This window comes from Pseudonocardia halophobica (assembly GCF_050948485.1).
In the GTDB taxonomy this organism is placed as follows: domain Bacteria; phylum Actinomycetota; class Actinomycetes; order Mycobacteriales; family Pseudonocardiaceae; genus Pseudonocardia; species Pseudonocardia halophobica.
Window position 1 is genome coordinate 3,772,727 of the sequence record NZ_CP192046.1, and the last position, 15,262, is coordinate 3,787,988.

Sequence of the window (15,262 nt, forward strand, 5' to 3'; positions counted from 1 at the left end):
GTCGCGCACCAACCCACCATCACCGGGCCGGTACCGCCAGCCTCACAGTCAGTCGAGGTCGGCCTGCCACAGGTCGGGCCCGAACACCTCGTACTGGACCTCGGAGGGCGCGACCCCGCGTTCGATCAGCGCCGACCGGATCGCCTGCATGAAGGGGATCGGGCCGCACAGGTAGTACAGCGCGTCGGCGGGCAGCGTGACCTCGGACAGGTCCATCAACCCGGCGTGGACCCCGTCCATCGGTTCGATGCTGCCCGTGCCGTCCTCGTACCAGACGTGCAGCGAGGCGTTGCGGGCGGTGAGGATGTCCTCGACGACCTGGCGGCGGAGGGCGAACGCCCCCTCGTTCGCGTCGGCGTGCAGGAGCGTGATGTTCAGACCGGAGTTCGCGGCGACCAGGTGCGAGAGCATGCCCGCCATCGGCGTGATGCCGATGCCCGCACTCGCGAAGACCACGGGACGGCCCGCGTCGTCCAGGACGACGTCGCCGTAGGGCAACGACATCGTCAGGACGTCGCCGATCTCGACCGTGTCGCAGAGCAGCGTGGACATCTCGCCGTCGGGCTTCCCGTCGCCCTGCACGCGCTTGACGGCGAACTGGCGGTGCTCCCCGTCGTCGGCGCGGGTGAGGCTGTACTGGCGGGGCTGCCGAACGCCGTCCGGCATCGGCATCAGGACCGTGACGTACTGGCCCGGCAGCGAGGTCTTGACCAGCCGGTCGTCGACCCGCTCGACCACGAACGTCACGACGTCGTCGGTCTCCCGGATCTTCCGCTCGACCCGCCACGGCCGCCAGACCGTCTCCGGCCGGACCCCGCGCGCGCTGTAGAGGCCGCGCTCCTGGTTGATCAGCGCGCTCGCCATCAGCCAGTAGACCTCGTCCCAGGCGGCGGCGACCTCGGGGGTGACCGCGTCGCCGAGCACGTCGACGATCGCCCACATCAGGTTGTCGTGGACGACCTGGTACTGCTCGGGGCGGATGCCCAGGGAGGCGTGCTTGTGCGCGATCCGGCGCAGCAGCTTCTCCGGGGTGCGGTCGGGGGCGCTCACCAGGATGCTCGCGAACGAGGCGACGGACCCGGCCAGCGCCTGCTGCTGCGAGCCGTCGACCTGGTTGCCGCGGTTGAACGTGCCGTCCAGCAGCTCCGGGTGCTCGGCGAAGAGGTGCTCGTAGAAGCGGGTGGCGATCACGCCGATGTTCTCGCCCACCACGGGCAGCATCGCCTCGATCACCGGACGGGACTTGTCGGACAGCACAGCTGTCACCTCCGCGGGTCAGGTCGATGTCGGCCTGCGTTCCCGCCCCCGCAGCCCCGAAACGGCGTCAGCCGGGTTCGAGGTCGAGCCCGTCGGCCGCGTTGTGCCGCCACTGGTCCACCGTGCGGATGTAGCGGAACAGCTCCTGCGAGCCGGGCGCCCAACGGCCCTGGGTGGCGATGTCGAGCAGCGAGGCGCCGGCGCGGTAGGACTCGGTGGCGAAGCCGGCCCTCAGGGAGTGGCAGGTGACCGGGTAGGGGAGCCCGGCGCGTTCCCCGGCCCGCGCGATCACCGCGGTGACGGCGTCGGGGGACAGCGGTTCGTCGCGGACGGTGTCGTGCCGGTCGATGCGCCGGAAGGCGGGGCCGCCCGTGTGCCCGCCCGCCCGCAGCCACGCCAGCCAGGCCGAGCGCGGACAGAGCAGGGGGTGCCGACGCCGGGGCAGCGCGCTGCGGCCGGTCGTCTTGCCGACCCGGACGTCGAGGACCACGCCGTTCTGCTCGACGAGCACGTCGGAGGTGAGCAGGTGTGCCTGGTCGCTGGCCCGGGTCGCGCCGTAGAAGCCGATGGTCAGCATGGCGCGGTCGCGCAGGCCGCGGCGGGTGTCGGGGCAGGCCTGCGACATCGCGAGCACGGCCCGCAGGTCCACGGCGTGCGCCTGGCCGCGGCCGCGCCGCTCGCCGCCGGCGGCGAGACGTCGCCGGTAGATGGTGAGGGCCTCGCGGGCGGCGGCCGGGCCGCGGGGGTCGACGTCGGCCCCGAACTTCCGCAGCCCGTACAGCGCCCCGGCGAGCTTGCGCCGGATGGTGGCGGGTGCGGCCGGGGCGCCGGGCTCCCGCCCGAGCCGGGGCGCGCCCTGCTCGAGCCACAGCACGAACCCGACCAGGGCGCCACGGCCGCCGGAGAGCAGCGGGATGCCGGCCCACCGGGTGTAGTCCTCCCAGGCCGCCCAGTCCCGCGCGTAGGCCTCACGGGTGCTGGCCACCCGCTCCGCGTCGAGATAATGGTCCGCCGCCGCGTCGAGCGCGTCGACCCGCAGCGTCGCGTCGGAGGCAGGGTCCCCGGGGAGCGGCCGGCGCCGCAGCGCGGACGTCGCCCGGGGGCTGAGCGCGGTCTCCCGGCCGGTCACCGGCACGTCGGACGGGTCGTGAGGGCTCGGTCGCGCACGGCACCGAGCCTAGGAGCCGCGCAGCCGACGTCGTCGGCGACGCGCCCGGCCGGGTGCGCCGGTCGTCCCGGGCCCGGGCGAGGAGTAGGGGCCGCCCCCGCGTGCCGGCGGGACCACGGGCATGGCCGGCACGGTCCTCGGCTACTGGTTCGGCGCGGCCGGGCGACGCACCCGCTGAGCACGGGGCCGTTGCGCGCGGCCCCGCTCAGCGGCGCAGCATGCCGCGGTGCCGCCGGCCGTAGGCCCCCGCGGCGAGGACGACGCCGACCGCCGCGACCGCCACCTGGATGACCAGCAGGAGCCACGGGAACCCGCCGCCGGAGTTCCGGTAACCGAACAGACCGGCAAGGTACGACCCGACGAAGGCCGCGACGATGCCGATCACGATCGTCAGCCAGATAGGGATGCGCTGCTTCCCGGGCACGACGAGCCGGCCCAGGGCTCCGATGAGCAGGCCGACGAGCAGGGCCGAGATGATCCCGGTGATGGTCATGGCGTTCTCCTCCGCGTGAGGCCGTGACCCCGGTGTACCCCGATCACAACATCGTTACGGAACCTCTCAGCGGATCCACAGCTGGGCTCCCGTCAGAGGTCGAGCACCAGGCGGGCCGAGCACGAGCGGGACACGCAGATCATCATCGCGTCGTTCGCCGCCTGCTCCTCGGCGGTGAGCACCGAGTCGCGGTGGTCCGCGACGCCCCCGAGCACCCCGGTCTCGCAGGTACCGCACGTGCCTTCACGGCACGACGACAGGATCCCGACGCCGGCCTCCTCCACCACCTCGAGGATCGACCGGTCCGCCGGCACGGTCAGCGTCGTGCCGGTCTGCGCGAGCTCGACCTCGAACGCCTCCCGCGGCCCGTCGTCCGCGCCGGCCTTCGGGGCGAACCGCTCCAGGTGCAGGGTCCCTGCCGGCCAGGCCGCGCACCGCTCCTCGACGGCCGACAGCAAGGGCTCCGGCCCGCAGCAGTAGACCGCGGTGCCCTCGACCGGCTCGCCGAGCAGGGCGGCCAGGTCGAGCAGGCCCGTCTCGTCCTGCGGCCGGACGTCGACCCGGTCGGGGTGGCGCTCCTCGAGCCGGTCGCGGAAGGCCATCGACGCGCGGGTGCGGCCGCCGTAGACCAGCCGCCAGTCCGCGCCCGCCGCCTCGGCCGCCGCGATCATCGGCAGGATCGGCGTGATGCCGATGCCGCCGGCGAGGAACAGGTAGCGCGGGGCCGGCGCCAGCGCGAAGTGGTTGCGCGGCCCACGGACCCGCACGGTGTCGCCCTCGGCCAGCACGTCGTGGACATGCGCCGAACCACCCCGGCCCGCGGGCTCGCGCAGGACCGCGACCTGCAGCACCGAGCGCTCGGCGGGGTCGCCGCAGAGTGAGTACTGCCGGGTCAGCCCGTCGGTGAGCACCAGGTCGACGTGCGCCCCGGGCTCCCAGGCGGGCAGGTCCGCACCGGCGGGATCGCGCAGGGTCAGCTGCACGACGCCGTCGGCCAGGGTCTCCTTCTTCTCGAGGACCAGGTCGAGCTCGGGCTCGGGGGTCTCGGCGTGCATTCGGGTCTCCTCGGGGTGCTCAGGCCGGCGCGGGCTCGCGGGCCGGGGCGGGCTCGGGCGACGGTGCGGGGACGGCGGCGGGCCCGTGGCCGTCCGGGTGGGCGAGCAGCCACTCCCACAGCTCCACCGGGTCCTCGAAGATCCGCTCGCTGCCGCAGTGGCAGACGGCGCGGAGCCGGTCGGTGCCGAGGACCCAGTGGATGCGGTAGACGCGGTCGCCGCCCAGGACGGGCGGGGCCTCCGGGATGCCGGCGCTCATCGGGCGGGGGCCGCCGGGGCGTTGCGCGGGGCCTGCCCGACCATCCGGGCCAGCATCCGGCGCGCGGCCAGGCCGCCGGTGTCGATGTTGATCGAGAGCTCCTGGTAGCCCTCCGGCTCGCCCTGGATCACCTGCTCGAGCACGTCGAGGGCCTCGACGTCCTGCAGCACGACGGTCCGGTTGTTCTCGGCGAGGAAGGTCGAGACCTCCTCGTCCTCGAGCGCGAAGTCGCGGGCGACCATCCAGAAGTCGTGCGTCGAATGCTCGGTCTCCGGGGTGATCGCGTAGACGACCTCGACGTGGAAGGCGTCGGGGTCGGTGCCGTCGGGGTTCGGGAGGGAGCCGACGGGCGCGATCCGGCTGTGCAGCTTGTACAGGCACGGCGGGGTGTACTCGATGTCCTGCCAGCGGGCGATCCGCCCCTGCAGGCCGGTCGACTTCGAGTAGAAGGGCGGGCACTCCGCGTCGTCCATGTGCCGGGAGACGTAGACGATGCCGGCCTCGTCGTCGACCTCGGTGGAGATCGGGGTCGAGGCGACCTCGGGGGTGCCGATGTAGCCGCCGTGCAGGTAGGTCTCGTGCGACAGGTCGAGCAGGTTGTCGACCAGCAGCGAGAACCGGGCCTGCAGCGGCTCCATCCCGCGGACCGTGGTGAAGTCCGGCGAGGCCAGGTAGGGGACGCGCGGGATGCGGGTCGGGTCGGCCAGCGCGGGGTCGCCGATCCACACCCAGACCAGCGAGTCGAGCTCGACGACCGGGTACGGGGTGAGCCGGGCGGTGCGCGGCACGCGGGTCTGGCCGGGCACCGCGACGCACTTGCCGTCGGAGCCGTAGGTGAAGCCGTGGTAGCCGCAGACGACCTTGTCGTCGACGAGCCGGGACGGGGCCCTGGACAGCGGGAAGCGGCGGTGCACGCAGCGGTCGGAGTTCGCGACGACCTCGCCGGACTCGGTGCGCCAGAACAGGATCGGCTCGTCGCAGATGGTCCGGGCGAACAGCTCGTGGCGGATCTCGGAGCCGTACGCGGCGACGTACCACTGGTCGCGGGGGATGGTGCTCATGAGGTGGCTCCCTCGGGTCGGACGGTGGGGCCGGCGGCGCGCGGTGCGGTGTCCGGGGCGGTGTCCGGGGTGGTGCTGCGCAGCCGGAGGAGGAAGAGCAGGGCGGCGGTGGCCACGAAGACCACGCCGAAGGCGATGTAGAGCTGCTCGGGCGTCCAGCCGCCGTCGAGCAGCGTGCCGGCGAGCGTCGGGGCGAGGATCGCGCCGGCGCGACCGATGGCCAGGCCGGTGCCCACGCCGGTGGTGCGCACGGCCGGGTCGTAGACGGTCGGGGTGAGGGCGTACAGCCCGGCGACGCAGCCGTTGACGAACACGCCGATCACGGCGGCGATCGCGAACGCCGCGGCGAGCGAGGACGACGCGCCGATGAAGATCGCCAGCAGCACGCCGGTGGCGACCAGGTACGTGGCCAGCACGGTGCGCAGGGCGAACTTCGCGGCCAGCAGCCCGAGCAGCGCGGCGCCGAAGATCCCGCCGACGTTGAGCAGGGTGCCGCCGGCGATCCCGGCCGTGGGGGACAGGCCGGCCGCGACCAGCAGGGTCGGCGTCCAGCTCGTCACGAAGTAGAAGCCCGCCATGATGCAGAAGAAGACGACCCAGAGCACCAGCGTGGTGCGGCGCAGCCGCGGCGTGAGCAGCTCCTTGTAGCCGGCGCCGACGCCCTTGGGCGCGGTCGTCTGCTCGGGCAGGGCGGCCAGCGCCTCGTGGCGCATCCGGGCGAGCAGCGCGTTCACCCGCTCCAGGGCACCCGCCGGGCGGCGGGCCAGCAGGAAGTCCAGCGACTCGGGCAGGCGCCACCAGACCAGCGGGATCGACGCGGCGGTCGCGAGGCCGCCGACGAGGAACACCGCCCGCCAGCCGAACTGGCCGATCAGCACGGCGGCCAGCAGCCCGCCGAGCGTGGCGCCCAGGGCGTAGCCGGTCGAGTTGAGGCTCACGGCGAGGCCGCGCCAGCGCTTCGAGGCGTACTCGGCGGCGATCACGTTGCTGGTGGCGAGGATGCCGCCGATTCCCAGGCCGGTCACCGCGCGGAGCACGCCGAGCTGGGCGGGGGACTGGCTGGCGGCCGACAGCAGCATCGCGGCGGCCGCGACGGCGAGGCAGCCGAGCACGATCGGCCGCCGGCCGAACCGGTCCGCCCACGGGGCCACGACCATCGAGCCGACGGCCATGCCGATCAGGCCGGCGGACAGCAGCAGGCCGAGCTGGGCGCCGTTGAGTCCCCAGTCGGCGGAGACGGACTTGCCGGTGAAGGCCATGACCAGCACGTCGAAGCCGTCGAGCATGTTCAGCAGGACGCACACGACGACGGCGCCCCACTGGAAGCGGGACATCGGCCGGTCGTCGATGAGCTCCCGGACCGTGGCGCTCATCGGCGCCGGCCCTCGGGAACGCGAAGGGTGGGAGGACGCATGGCAGCACTCCGTTGTCGACTGCGTCGGGGCCCGCACCGGTCGTGAGGACGGCCGTGGTGGGAGCGGGCGCCGCCCGGGTCGGGTCCCGGTGCGGTGTCCGAGAGCATGCGTTCCGTGCCCGGCGCGGCCGAACAGGCCTTCCGGAAAATGGAAGGGTTTGTGCTGGGCCGGGCTCAGCCGGCGCGGTAGCCCTCGGCGAGGGCGCGGCTGATCGCCCGTGCGCTGGTGCGCACCAGCGGCGTGAGGGTGTGCGGCGACGCGGTGCCGTGCCGGACGACGAGCGAGACCGCCGCGACGACCTGGCCGCGCTCGTCCTGGATCGGCGCGCCGACGGAGAGCGCGTCCATCGTGACCTGGCGGTCGCTGATCGAGAAGCCGTTCACGCGGACGTCGGCGAGCATGCGGCGCAGCTCGTCGGCATCGGTGACCGTGCGCTCGGTGAAGCGCTCGATCCGGCTGCCGAGGACGTCCTCCTGCACCTCGGTGGGGGCGTGCGCGAGCAGCACGAGCCCGACGCCGGTGGCGGTCAACGCGAACCGCCCGCCGACACGGGTGAGGACCGGGACCGCGCCGGAGCCGCCGATCCGCTCGACGAACACGACCTCGGTGCCCTCGCGGACGGCGAGCTGAACGTTCTCCCGCGTGATCTGGGAGAGGTCCTCGAGGAACGGCAGTGCGCGTTCCCGCAGGCCCTGGCCCCGCGGGGCGAGCGCGCCGAGCTCCCAGAGGCGCAGCCCGATCCGGTAGGAGCCGGTGTCGTCGCGCTCGAGGGCGCCCCACTCGACGAGCTCGCCGAGGAGCCGGTGGGCGGTCGAGAGCGGCATCCCGGCGTGCCGCGCGAGCTGGCTCAGGGTCATCGCGGGGCGGGCGGGGCCGAAGGCGCCGAGCAGGGCGAGCCCGCGGGTCAGCACCGGGCCCGTCGGACCCGTCGGTCGGCCTCGACCCGCCATGTCCGCTCCCGCTCGTCCGTCCGCCGTACCCGCGTGAGCGCTAGTGTCCGTACTCGTCTTCGGTCATGGCGTCCCGGGGTATCACCCGGCGACGTCGGCGCTCCGGCCGGCGACGGGGAGGGTCGCGATGACCGGGATGTACGACGTCGCCGTGGTCGGGGCGGGACCGGCCGGGAGCGCGGCCGCCCTGAGGGTGCTCCAGCTCCGGCCCGACGCCCGGGTGCTGCTGCTCGACGCCGCCCGGTTCCCCCGGGACAAGACCTGCGGCGACGGGATCGCGGCGGGGGTCTTCGACCTCCTCGCCGCCCTGGGCCTGCCCGAGTCGGCCACCCTCGGCGGGTCCGTGCCGCGGCTGTGCGTCCGCTCACCGCGCGGGGCCGTGGTCGACCGGGACTGCGCCCGCCCCAACCGGGTCGTGCCCCGCGCCGTGCTGGACGACGCGCTGGTCACGGCCTGTGTCGCGCGCGGGGCCCGGTTGCGGCGCCAGCGCGTCCGTCGCCTCGAGGCCCACGCCGACCACGTGGTGCTCGACGGCGACACGGCCGCGCGCACGGTGATCGGTACCGACGGCGCCAACTCCGTCGTCCGTCGCAGCCTCGGCATCCCGCCCCGGCCGCGAGGGATGGCCGTGGCGGTCCGCGGCTACAGCCCGCAGGCCCCCGCGACCCCGGGAGCGCTGCACATCGCGTTCGCCGAGGGCCGCCGACCCGCCTACGCCTGGTCCTTCCCGCTCGCCGACGGCGGCGCCAACGTCGGGTACGGGATCTTCGACGGCACCGCGCCGACCAGCCGCGACGAGCTCCTCGCCGGGCTCGACGCCCAGCTGCCGGGCCAGGAGCCCGACCCGTCGACCGTCCGGGGCCACCGCCTGCCCCTGTCCACCGGCGGCCGCGTCCAGCCGGACGGGCGGGTGCTCCTCGCGGGCGACGCCGCTTCGCTGGTCAACCCGCTCACCGGCGAGGGCATCTTCGATGCCGTGGCCTCCGGGGTGCTCGCCGGCCAGGCCGCGCTGTACGGGGCGGCGGCGGGCGCGGTCCACCGGGCGAGCCTGCGCCGCTGCTTCGGCCGCCACCACCGGCACACCGCGGCCCTGGCCCGCCTGATGAGGAGCCCCCGGTTCGTGCACGCCGCGGTGCTCGCCGCGGGCCGGGACCGGGCGGTGTTCGACGACGTCGTCGAGGTCGGGCTGGGACGGGGCGCCGCGCACGCCCGCACCCTCGCCACGATCGGCGCGCTGTTCGTGCGGCCGGGGACCGGTCGTCGCGCGGGCGTGCCTGCTGGGCCCCTCCTCGCCCCGGCTGCACCCTGACGGTGGCCGATGTGCCGTTCCCGTGCGCGGGGCCCGGCCGGGCGGGTCCTTCGTCCCTAATCACCGGCACCCGGGCCGACGGACCCTGGAGGCGGTTCACGGCCCGACGGCGGCGGAGGTCGATCCCGATATGACCCGTGACGAGATCGAGAACGACCTGACCCGCGACGACATCCGCGAGTGGCTGGTCGAGCTGCTCCTCGACAGGGTCCGCGAGAGCCGCTACCCCAGCTACACCCTGCTCGACCTCATCGAGCGGTGGATCCCACGCCGCATGATCCCGGAGTACCTGCAGGTGCTCAGGGAGAAGGTCGAGCAGGACCGCTACCCGAGCATCCCGCTGCTGCGCAGGATCCGGCGGGTGGCCGAGCGCCTGCCGCACGGTCACCACCACCATGGTCACGAGGATCGGGAGCCGGTTGGCTGAGCCGCCCTCGGCTCGGTGTCGCCGAGGATCGCGGCCGCCGTACTACTGGGCGAGAAGTGCGCGGGCGGTCTCCCACATCTCCTGCACGATGGTCCCGGCCGGGGCCTGCCGCGCCAGCGCGGCACCCTGGCCGGCCCACTGGTTGACCCGGTCCACGCCCGTCGCTCCCCCGCGTCGCCACTGACCCACGAGCCGGCGCTGGTCGGGGTAGGGCGCGGGCGCGGGTGCCTCCGGTCGGGCCCAGGCGGTGACGTACTGCGTCGGCACGGCCCGGCCGAGCCGCCCCGAGTAGGCGCGGGTGGGCACGGTCTGCTCCGGTGGCAGCTCCACCAGGGCCGAGGCCCAGGTCTCGTCGATGCCGGCCTCGGGCGACCGCAGGAGCGCCGTGCCCACCTGGACGGCGCTGGCACCGAGCGCCAGCGCCGCGGCCACGCCCCGGCCGTCGGCGATCCCGCCGGCGGCGACGACGGGCACCCGCAGCCGGTCGACGAGGTGGGGGAGCAGGGCGAAGAGCCCGACGTTCGTGTGCTCGGCCGCGGCCGGATCGAACGTCCCGCGGTGGCCGCCCGCCTCCATGCCCTGGGCGACGATCGCATCGGCGCCGGCCTCCTGGGCGGCGAGCGCGTCCTCCAGGGTGGTCGCGCAGGCGAACCAGGCGATCCCGCGGGCGTGCATCCGCTCGACGTACTCGGGCTCGAACAGCCCCATGATCGAGGAGATCACGGTCGGCGCGGCGTCGAGCATGGCCTCGCACTGCTCGGCGAACACCGGGCCCGCCGGACCCGGCTCGCCCGGCGCGCCGAAGCCCGCGAGGTAGTCCTCGGCGGCGCGCAGGCGGTCGGGGGCGTCGACCGGCGGGCCGGGGATCCAGATGTTGAGCTGGAGGGCACCGGCCGAGCCCGCGCGGAACCGCTCCACCCACGCCGTGATTCGCTCGGGCGGGTCGAGGACGACCCCGTCGGCGCCCATCCCGCCCGCCTCGGCCACCGCGATCGCCAGCTCCGGTGGGCAGGCCCCGGCCATCGGCGCCTCGAGGATCGGCAGCCGCAGGCCGAACCGTTCGCAGAACTCCGTCACGCGTCGCTGCATGCCCGTCATCCGACCACACGCCGCGGTTCACGCGGAGGTGATCTCCAGGGCCGGGCGAGGGGGGAGGTGCGCGCTCACCCGAACCTGGGCACGCCGCAGCCGAACCTGTACACGGCGTTCGGCGAAGGCACGAGACTGGGAACAGCCGGGGTGCGGGTCCTCACCCACTCTCGGAACCCGCAGCGGCGCGGCCGCTCCCGAGACCGCAACGGCGCGGTCACTCCACGGGGATCGGGCGGTCGCGCCGCCACCACGCCCGGCCGGCGGTCGAGCCGTCGGGCGACGGGCTGGTGAGGAATTCGCGACTGTTGGTCGCCCAGTGCGCGAACCCGCTCCGCGCGCTGTGCCGCAGGGAATTGGGCGTACCCGAGAGAGCGCCCCGCACCCGGAAGGACGCAGCGCACCTGGAGGACGCGGCCACCCGGAAGGACGCGGCGCATCCCGAAGGACCCGGCGCACGTCGACGGACCCCGCGCACCCCGCGGCGGGATCGCGACCTGTCGCCCGGACCTCGGACGGCGCAGCACAGGCGCGGCACATCCGGAAGGCCCGCACATCCGGAAGGGCTCCGCACATCCGAAAGGGCCCCGCACATCCGGGAGGGGGCCCGCACGCTGGGAAGGGCGCGGCACACCTGCCCCGGCGCGGTCGCACAGCCGAGGGGTCGACGGCACACCCAGTCGACCGGGTGTGCCACGCCCGGCAGGTTGTGCCGAGACAGGAACGCTCCGCGGTGCGACCGCGTGAGATGCGCCCTCGAGCCGGCCGATGTCGGAGCTCACACACCCGAAGCGGCGTCCCGCAGGCCGTCGACAGGGTCTGCGACGTGCTCACCGGGTGTCGCCGCGGCACCGGGACGGGTGTGCGGGGCACCGCTGGCTGTGCGCAGTGCGGCGCCGGGCGCACGGGCTCCGCCGGCCCGGCGACGGGCCACTTTTCCGGCCCCTCCTCGCCCCGAACGGTCCTTCCGACCCAGGAGAAGAGATGTTCTCCCGAGTTGAGTACTCTGGGAACTACAGAGATGTAGTTCTGATTATCGAGAACGAGTTACGCAATTCCGGGAGAGCACAATGGATAACGGCGCGACGGCAGTACGACCTGCGGAAATCGAGTCGGGGCCGCCGGCGGAGCCCCGCCGGTGTGCCTTCCGGCGCTGCCGGGAGCCGCTGCCGGTTCTGGTGGGGCGGGGCAACCGGCCGCGCTACTGCCAGGACGGGCGGGGCTGGGGGACGAAGGGGCTGAGCTGCAAGGACGCCGAGGCGGCGTTCGTGGCCGTCGAGTCCCTGCGGGAGGAGGGGGACACCGCGGGCGCGGTCACCGCCGTCGACGACCTCGGGGCCCGGCTCGCCGCGGCGGCCGGCCCGCTGGCCGCGGTGCTCGACGGCGTGGCGGTGCTGCGTACCCGGCTCGACGACGAGGTGCGCGAGGCGCTGGCCGCGCGGGACACGGCCCTGGCGCGGGCGGCGGAGGACCACGGTGCGCGGCTGGCGGCGGAGGAGCGCGCGGCGCGGGCCGAGGCGACGGCGGGCGAGGCCGGGGCGCGGGCCGCGGAGGCGGTCGAGGTGCGGGCGGAGGCCGAGCGGGCGCGCACCCGCGCGGAGCACGCCGCGGCCGCCGCGGAGCGGGAGCAGCTGCGGGCCGAGGGCCGGTCCGTCGCGCTCGAGGACCGGGCCGTGCGCGCCGAGGACCTGGCCGAGGCCGCCGCGGCGCAGACCGCGCAGCTGCGCGACGAGCTCGCCGCGCTGCGCGCCACCCTCACCGCCCGGGACACCGAGCTCGACACCGAACGACGCCGGGCCCGCGAGGCCGCCGAGGCCCACCGGACGGAGCTGGCCGCCCACCGGACGGAGCTCGACAAGGAGCGGGAGCGGGCCCGCGAGGCGGCCGCCGCCCACCACGACGAGCTCGACACCGCGCTGGCCGGCCTCCGGGAGGAGCACGCCTCCCGGCTGGACGCCGTCCGGGCCGCCGCCGCCGAGGAACGGGACCGGACGGCCGCCCGGCACCGCACGGAGCAGGACCGGCTGCGGGAGGAGCACGCGGCCGCGATCGAACGGCGCGCCGCCGAGCACGCGCGGGAGGCGGCTGACCTGCACCGGCGACTCGGCGCGGCCGAGCACGAGCTGGAGCGGCTGCGCGCGGCGGGCGACCCGGGGGAGGGGTGAGGGCTACCGCTCGAGCCCGCCGGTCCGCAGGCCCGCCCGCAGCGCCTTCTTGTCGATCTTGCCGACGGCCGTGGTCGGCAGCGCGTCGACCAGGTGGACCGACTTCGGCGTCTGCACCGCGCCCTTGAGCGCCCGCACGTGGGCGGTGAGCTCCTCCGCGGTCGCCGTCGCGCCGGGCCGCAGCACGACCGCGGCGGTCACCGCCTCGCCCCACTTCTCGTCGGGCAGCCCGAACACCGCGGCCATCGCGACGGCGTCGTGGCTGGTCAACGCGTCCTCCACCTCACGGGGGAAGACGTTGAAGCCACCACTGATGATCATGTCCTTGGTGCGGTCGACGATCGTGAGGTAGCCGCGGTCGTCGCGCCGGGCGACGTCGCCGGTGTGCAGCCAGCCGTACGCGAAGGCCTGCGCGGTCAGGTCCGGCTTGCGCCAGTACTCCTCCATGGTTCCGGGACCGCGGACGCAGATCTCGCCGGGTTCGCCGGGCTCGACCGGGTTGCCCTCCGGGTCGAGGAGGGCGACGTCGACGGTGCTGATCGGCACGCCGCAGGAGCCCTCGAGCGTCGGGTCGGCGTGCTCGGCCCGGCGCAGCACGCTGATCGGGTAGCACTCGGTCTGGCCGTAGAGCTGCGAGAACACCGGCCCGATCCGCTCCAGCCCCTCCGCCAGCCGGGTCGGCGACATGGGGGACGCACCGTAGAGCAGCAGCTCCAGCGAGCTCAGGTCGGTGCGGTCGAGGGCGGGATGGTCGAGCAGCGCGTAGATCATCGTCGGCACGGCGAGGGTCATCGTGATCCGCTCCCGCTCGACGGTCGCCAGGAAGCGGCCGGGATCGAAGCCGTCCTGCAGGTGCACGGTCCCGCCGCGCTGCAGGACCGGGACGACCTTGGTGCCCGCGACGTGCGTGATCGGCGCGACGGCGAGGTAGCGGGCGTCGAACGGGATCTCGAAGTCGGTGAGCGTGCCGATCGACATGATGTGGCTGACGGCGGGGTGCCGGCGCATCACGCCCTTCGGGCGGCCGGTGGTGCCGCCGGTGTAGTTGACCAGCGCGATGTCGTCGACGTGGGCGACGTCGTGGGCGGTCGCCGCACCCACCGCCGCGGCCTCCGCGAGCAGGTCGGGACCGAACTCCGACGGACCGAGGCCGAGCACCGGGACGTCGCCGGAGCGGGCGGCGAGCTCGGCCCCGCGGCCGGGGTGCCGCTGGGCGTCGACGAGGCAGGCGGCGGCGTCGAGGTCGGCGAGCTGGTAGAGCTGGTCCTCCACCGAACCGAGCGGGTGCAGCCACGAGGTCGCCATGCCCGACGCCTGCACCGCGATCCCCGCGCACCAGGCCTCCGGGCTGTTGCCGGCGAGCAGCCCGATCCGGTCTCCCCGGCGGAGGCCGCGGTCGGCCAGCACCCGTTGGATCCGTCCGACGAGCTCCGTCACGGCGGCGTAGGTGAGCGTTCCGGTGTCGGTGGCGAAGGCGGTCCGGGCCGGGTACCGGCGCAGCGCGCGGAGCACCAGCGTCCCGACGGTCGTCTCCGCCCAGAGCGGTGCCGGCGCGGAGCCGGTGTGTGCGGTGGTGCGGGTGTCGGTGGTCATGCGTGCTCCCTCGGTGCGGCGACGGACGTCGGGCCGGGTCAGGACGGGGTGACGGCGCGGCCCGGATCGGCGGCGGCCTCGTACTCGCCCGCCAGGCGGTCGACGAGCTCGGCGGCCGTCGGAATCTCGCGGACCCCGGACACGGAGTGGCCGGCGCTCCAGACCTCGGTCCACCGGCGCGGGCCGAGGCCGCCGTGGCCGTAGAGGGCATCGGCGTCGGCCGGGGTGACGGTCTCGTCGAGCGCGGCCGGGTCGAGGCCGGCGGCGCGGATGGCGGCGGCGAGCATGCTGCTGGGCAGGCCGGTGAACGCCCTGGTCAGAACGACGTCGTCGAGCGTGCTGTCGACGCACATCCGCTTGTACTCCGGGGCCGCCATGCTCTCCCGCGTGGCGAGGAAGGCGGTGCCCAGGTAGCCGAGGTCGGCGCCGAGCGTGCGGGCGGCGGCGAGCGCGGTGCCGTCGCCGATCCCGCCGGCGAGCACCACCGGGCCGTCGAAGAAGCTGCGTACCGCGCGCACGAACGCGAACGGGTTCATCCAGCCGGTCTGCCCGCCGGCGCCCGCGGTGAGCAGGACCAGCCCGTCCGCCCCGGCCGCGACGGCCCGCTCGGCGTGCCGCAGCGTCGCGACGTCGGCCAGGACGAGGGCGCCCGCGTCGTGCAGCGGCCCGAGGACCGGCGCCGGCGACCCGACGCTGGCGATCACGAGCTCCACCCGGTGCCGCACGAGGACCGCGAGGTCCTCGGTGAGCCGCAGCGAGCGCATGATCAGGTTCGGGGCGCAGGGCGCGGCGGCGGGACCCGTCCGTGCCTCGATGTCGGCGAGCCAGCGGTCGAGCTCCTCGGCGCTGCGTGCGTTGGCGGTGGGGAACCCGCCCACGACGCCCGCCTCGCACGCCGCCACCACCAGGTCCGGGCCGGAGACCCGCAGCATCGGCGCGGCGATCACCGGCAGGCGCAGCCGCTCCGTGATCCGTAGGGGCAGGCCGGTCCGTTCCGGCACATGTCCTCCCGGGCCTCGAC

General features: G+C 75.0%; 14 protein-coding genes. 3 read left to right on the forward strand and 11 right to left on the reverse strand.

Features of this window, described 5'->3' with window-relative positions:
• Nucleotides 1-48: 48 nt before the first annotated feature.
• The 8 genes from ACQP04_RS18065 to ACQP04_RS18100 form a co-directional block, all read right to left on the reverse strand.
• Nucleotides 49-1,257, reverse strand: a complete 1,209-nt coding sequence (locus ACQP04_RS18065; protein WP_433508199.1) for a globin domain-containing protein — start codon at nucleotides 1,255-1,257, stop codon at nucleotides 49-51.
• Between the two features lie 67 nt (nucleotides 1,258-1,324).
• On the reverse strand, nucleotides 1,325-2,386 hold the full coding sequence (locus ACQP04_RS18070) for a tyrosine-type recombinase/integrase (RefSeq protein WP_433508200.1): 1,062 nt from the start codon (nucleotides 2,384-2,386) through the stop codon (nucleotides 1,325-1,327).
• A 244-nt stretch (nucleotides 2,387-2,630) separates the two neighbouring features.
• Entirely contained in the window at nucleotides 2,631-2,918 is a 288-nt protein-coding gene (locus tag ACQP04_RS18075; protein ID WP_037039001.1) for a GlsB/YeaQ/YmgE family stress response membrane protein, read from the reverse strand.
• Nucleotides 2,919-3,010: 92 nt separating this feature from the next.
• Complete coding sequence (locus ACQP04_RS18080; RefSeq protein WP_433508201.1) at nucleotides 3,011-3,973, reverse strand: PDR/VanB family oxidoreductase; 963 nt, start codon at nucleotides 3,971-3,973, stop codon at nucleotides 3,011-3,013.
• 19 nt (nucleotides 3,974-3,992) lie between these two features.
• Nucleotides 3,993-4,232, reverse strand: coding sequence for a hypothetical protein (locus ACQP04_RS18085; protein ID WP_037038998.1), 240 nt, complete (start codon nucleotides 4,230-4,232; stop codon nucleotides 3,993-3,995).
• Nucleotides 4,229-5,293: a Rieske 2Fe-2S domain-containing protein gene (locus tag ACQP04_RS18090; protein WP_433508202.1), complete on the reverse strand. Its 1,065-nt coding sequence runs from the start codon at nucleotides 5,291-5,293 to the stop codon at nucleotides 4,229-4,231. Before ACQP04_RS18090 ends, ACQP04_RS18085 begins: the two co-directional genes overlap by 4 nt.
• Nucleotides 5,290-6,666: an MFS transporter gene (locus ACQP04_RS18095; protein ID WP_433508203.1), complete on the reverse strand. Its 1,377-nt coding sequence runs from the start codon at nucleotides 6,664-6,666 to the stop codon at nucleotides 5,290-5,292. Before ACQP04_RS18095 ends, ACQP04_RS18090 begins: the two co-directional genes overlap by 4 nt.
• 215 nt (nucleotides 6,667-6,881) lie before the next feature.
• Nucleotides 6,882-7,658 (reverse strand): IclR family transcriptional regulator, encoded by a 777-nt coding sequence (locus ACQP04_RS18100; RefSeq protein ID WP_433508204.1) that lies wholly within the window; start codon nucleotides 7,656-7,658, stop codon nucleotides 6,882-6,884.
• A 127-nt stretch (nucleotides 7,659-7,785) separates the two neighbouring features.
• On the opposite strand from ACQP04_RS18100, the gene ACQP04_RS18105 reads away from it, so the two are divergent.
• Complete coding sequence (locus ACQP04_RS18105; RefSeq protein ID WP_433508205.1) at nucleotides 7,786-8,967, forward strand: geranylgeranyl reductase family protein; 1,182 nt, start codon at nucleotides 7,786-7,788, stop codon at nucleotides 8,965-8,967.
• 130 nt (nucleotides 8,968-9,097) lie between these two features.
• Complete coding sequence (locus tag ACQP04_RS18110; RefSeq protein ID WP_433508206.1) at nucleotides 9,098-9,394, forward strand: hypothetical protein; 297 nt, start codon at nucleotides 9,098-9,100, stop codon at nucleotides 9,392-9,394.
• A gap of 42 nt (nucleotides 9,395-9,436) precedes the next feature.
• On the opposite strand, the gene ACQP04_RS18115 is transcribed toward ACQP04_RS18110, so the two are convergent.
• Nucleotides 9,437-10,483 carry an NAD(P)H-dependent flavin oxidoreductase gene (locus ACQP04_RS18115; protein WP_433508207.1) on the reverse strand — a complete coding sequence of 349 codons (1,047 nt, stop codon included), beginning with the start codon at nucleotides 10,481-10,483 and terminating at the stop codon, nucleotides 9,437-9,439.
• 1,178 nt (nucleotides 10,484-11,661) lie between these two features.
• Here ACQP04_RS18115 and ACQP04_RS18120 point away from each other — a divergent pair.
• A complete protein-coding gene (locus tag ACQP04_RS18120; RefSeq protein WP_433508208.1) occupies nucleotides 11,662-12,648 on the forward strand; it encodes a hypothetical protein in 987 nt (328 codons plus the stop codon).
• A 3-nt stretch (nucleotides 12,649-12,651) separates the two neighbouring features.
• Here the strand turns inward: ACQP04_RS18120 and ACQP04_RS18125 are convergent, their stop codons facing one another.
• Nucleotides 12,652-14,241: an AMP-binding protein gene (locus tag ACQP04_RS18125; RefSeq protein WP_433508209.1), complete on the reverse strand. Its 1,590-nt coding sequence runs from the start codon at nucleotides 14,239-14,241 to the stop codon at nucleotides 12,652-12,654.
• A 38-nt stretch (nucleotides 14,242-14,279) separates the two neighbouring features.
• Nucleotides 14,280-15,242 carry an NAD(P)H-dependent flavin oxidoreductase gene (locus ACQP04_RS18130; protein ID WP_433508210.1) on the reverse strand — a complete coding sequence of 321 codons (963 nt, stop codon included), beginning with the start codon at nucleotides 15,240-15,242 and terminating at the stop codon, nucleotides 14,280-14,282.
• Nucleotides 15,243-15,262: the final 20 nt, after the last annotated feature.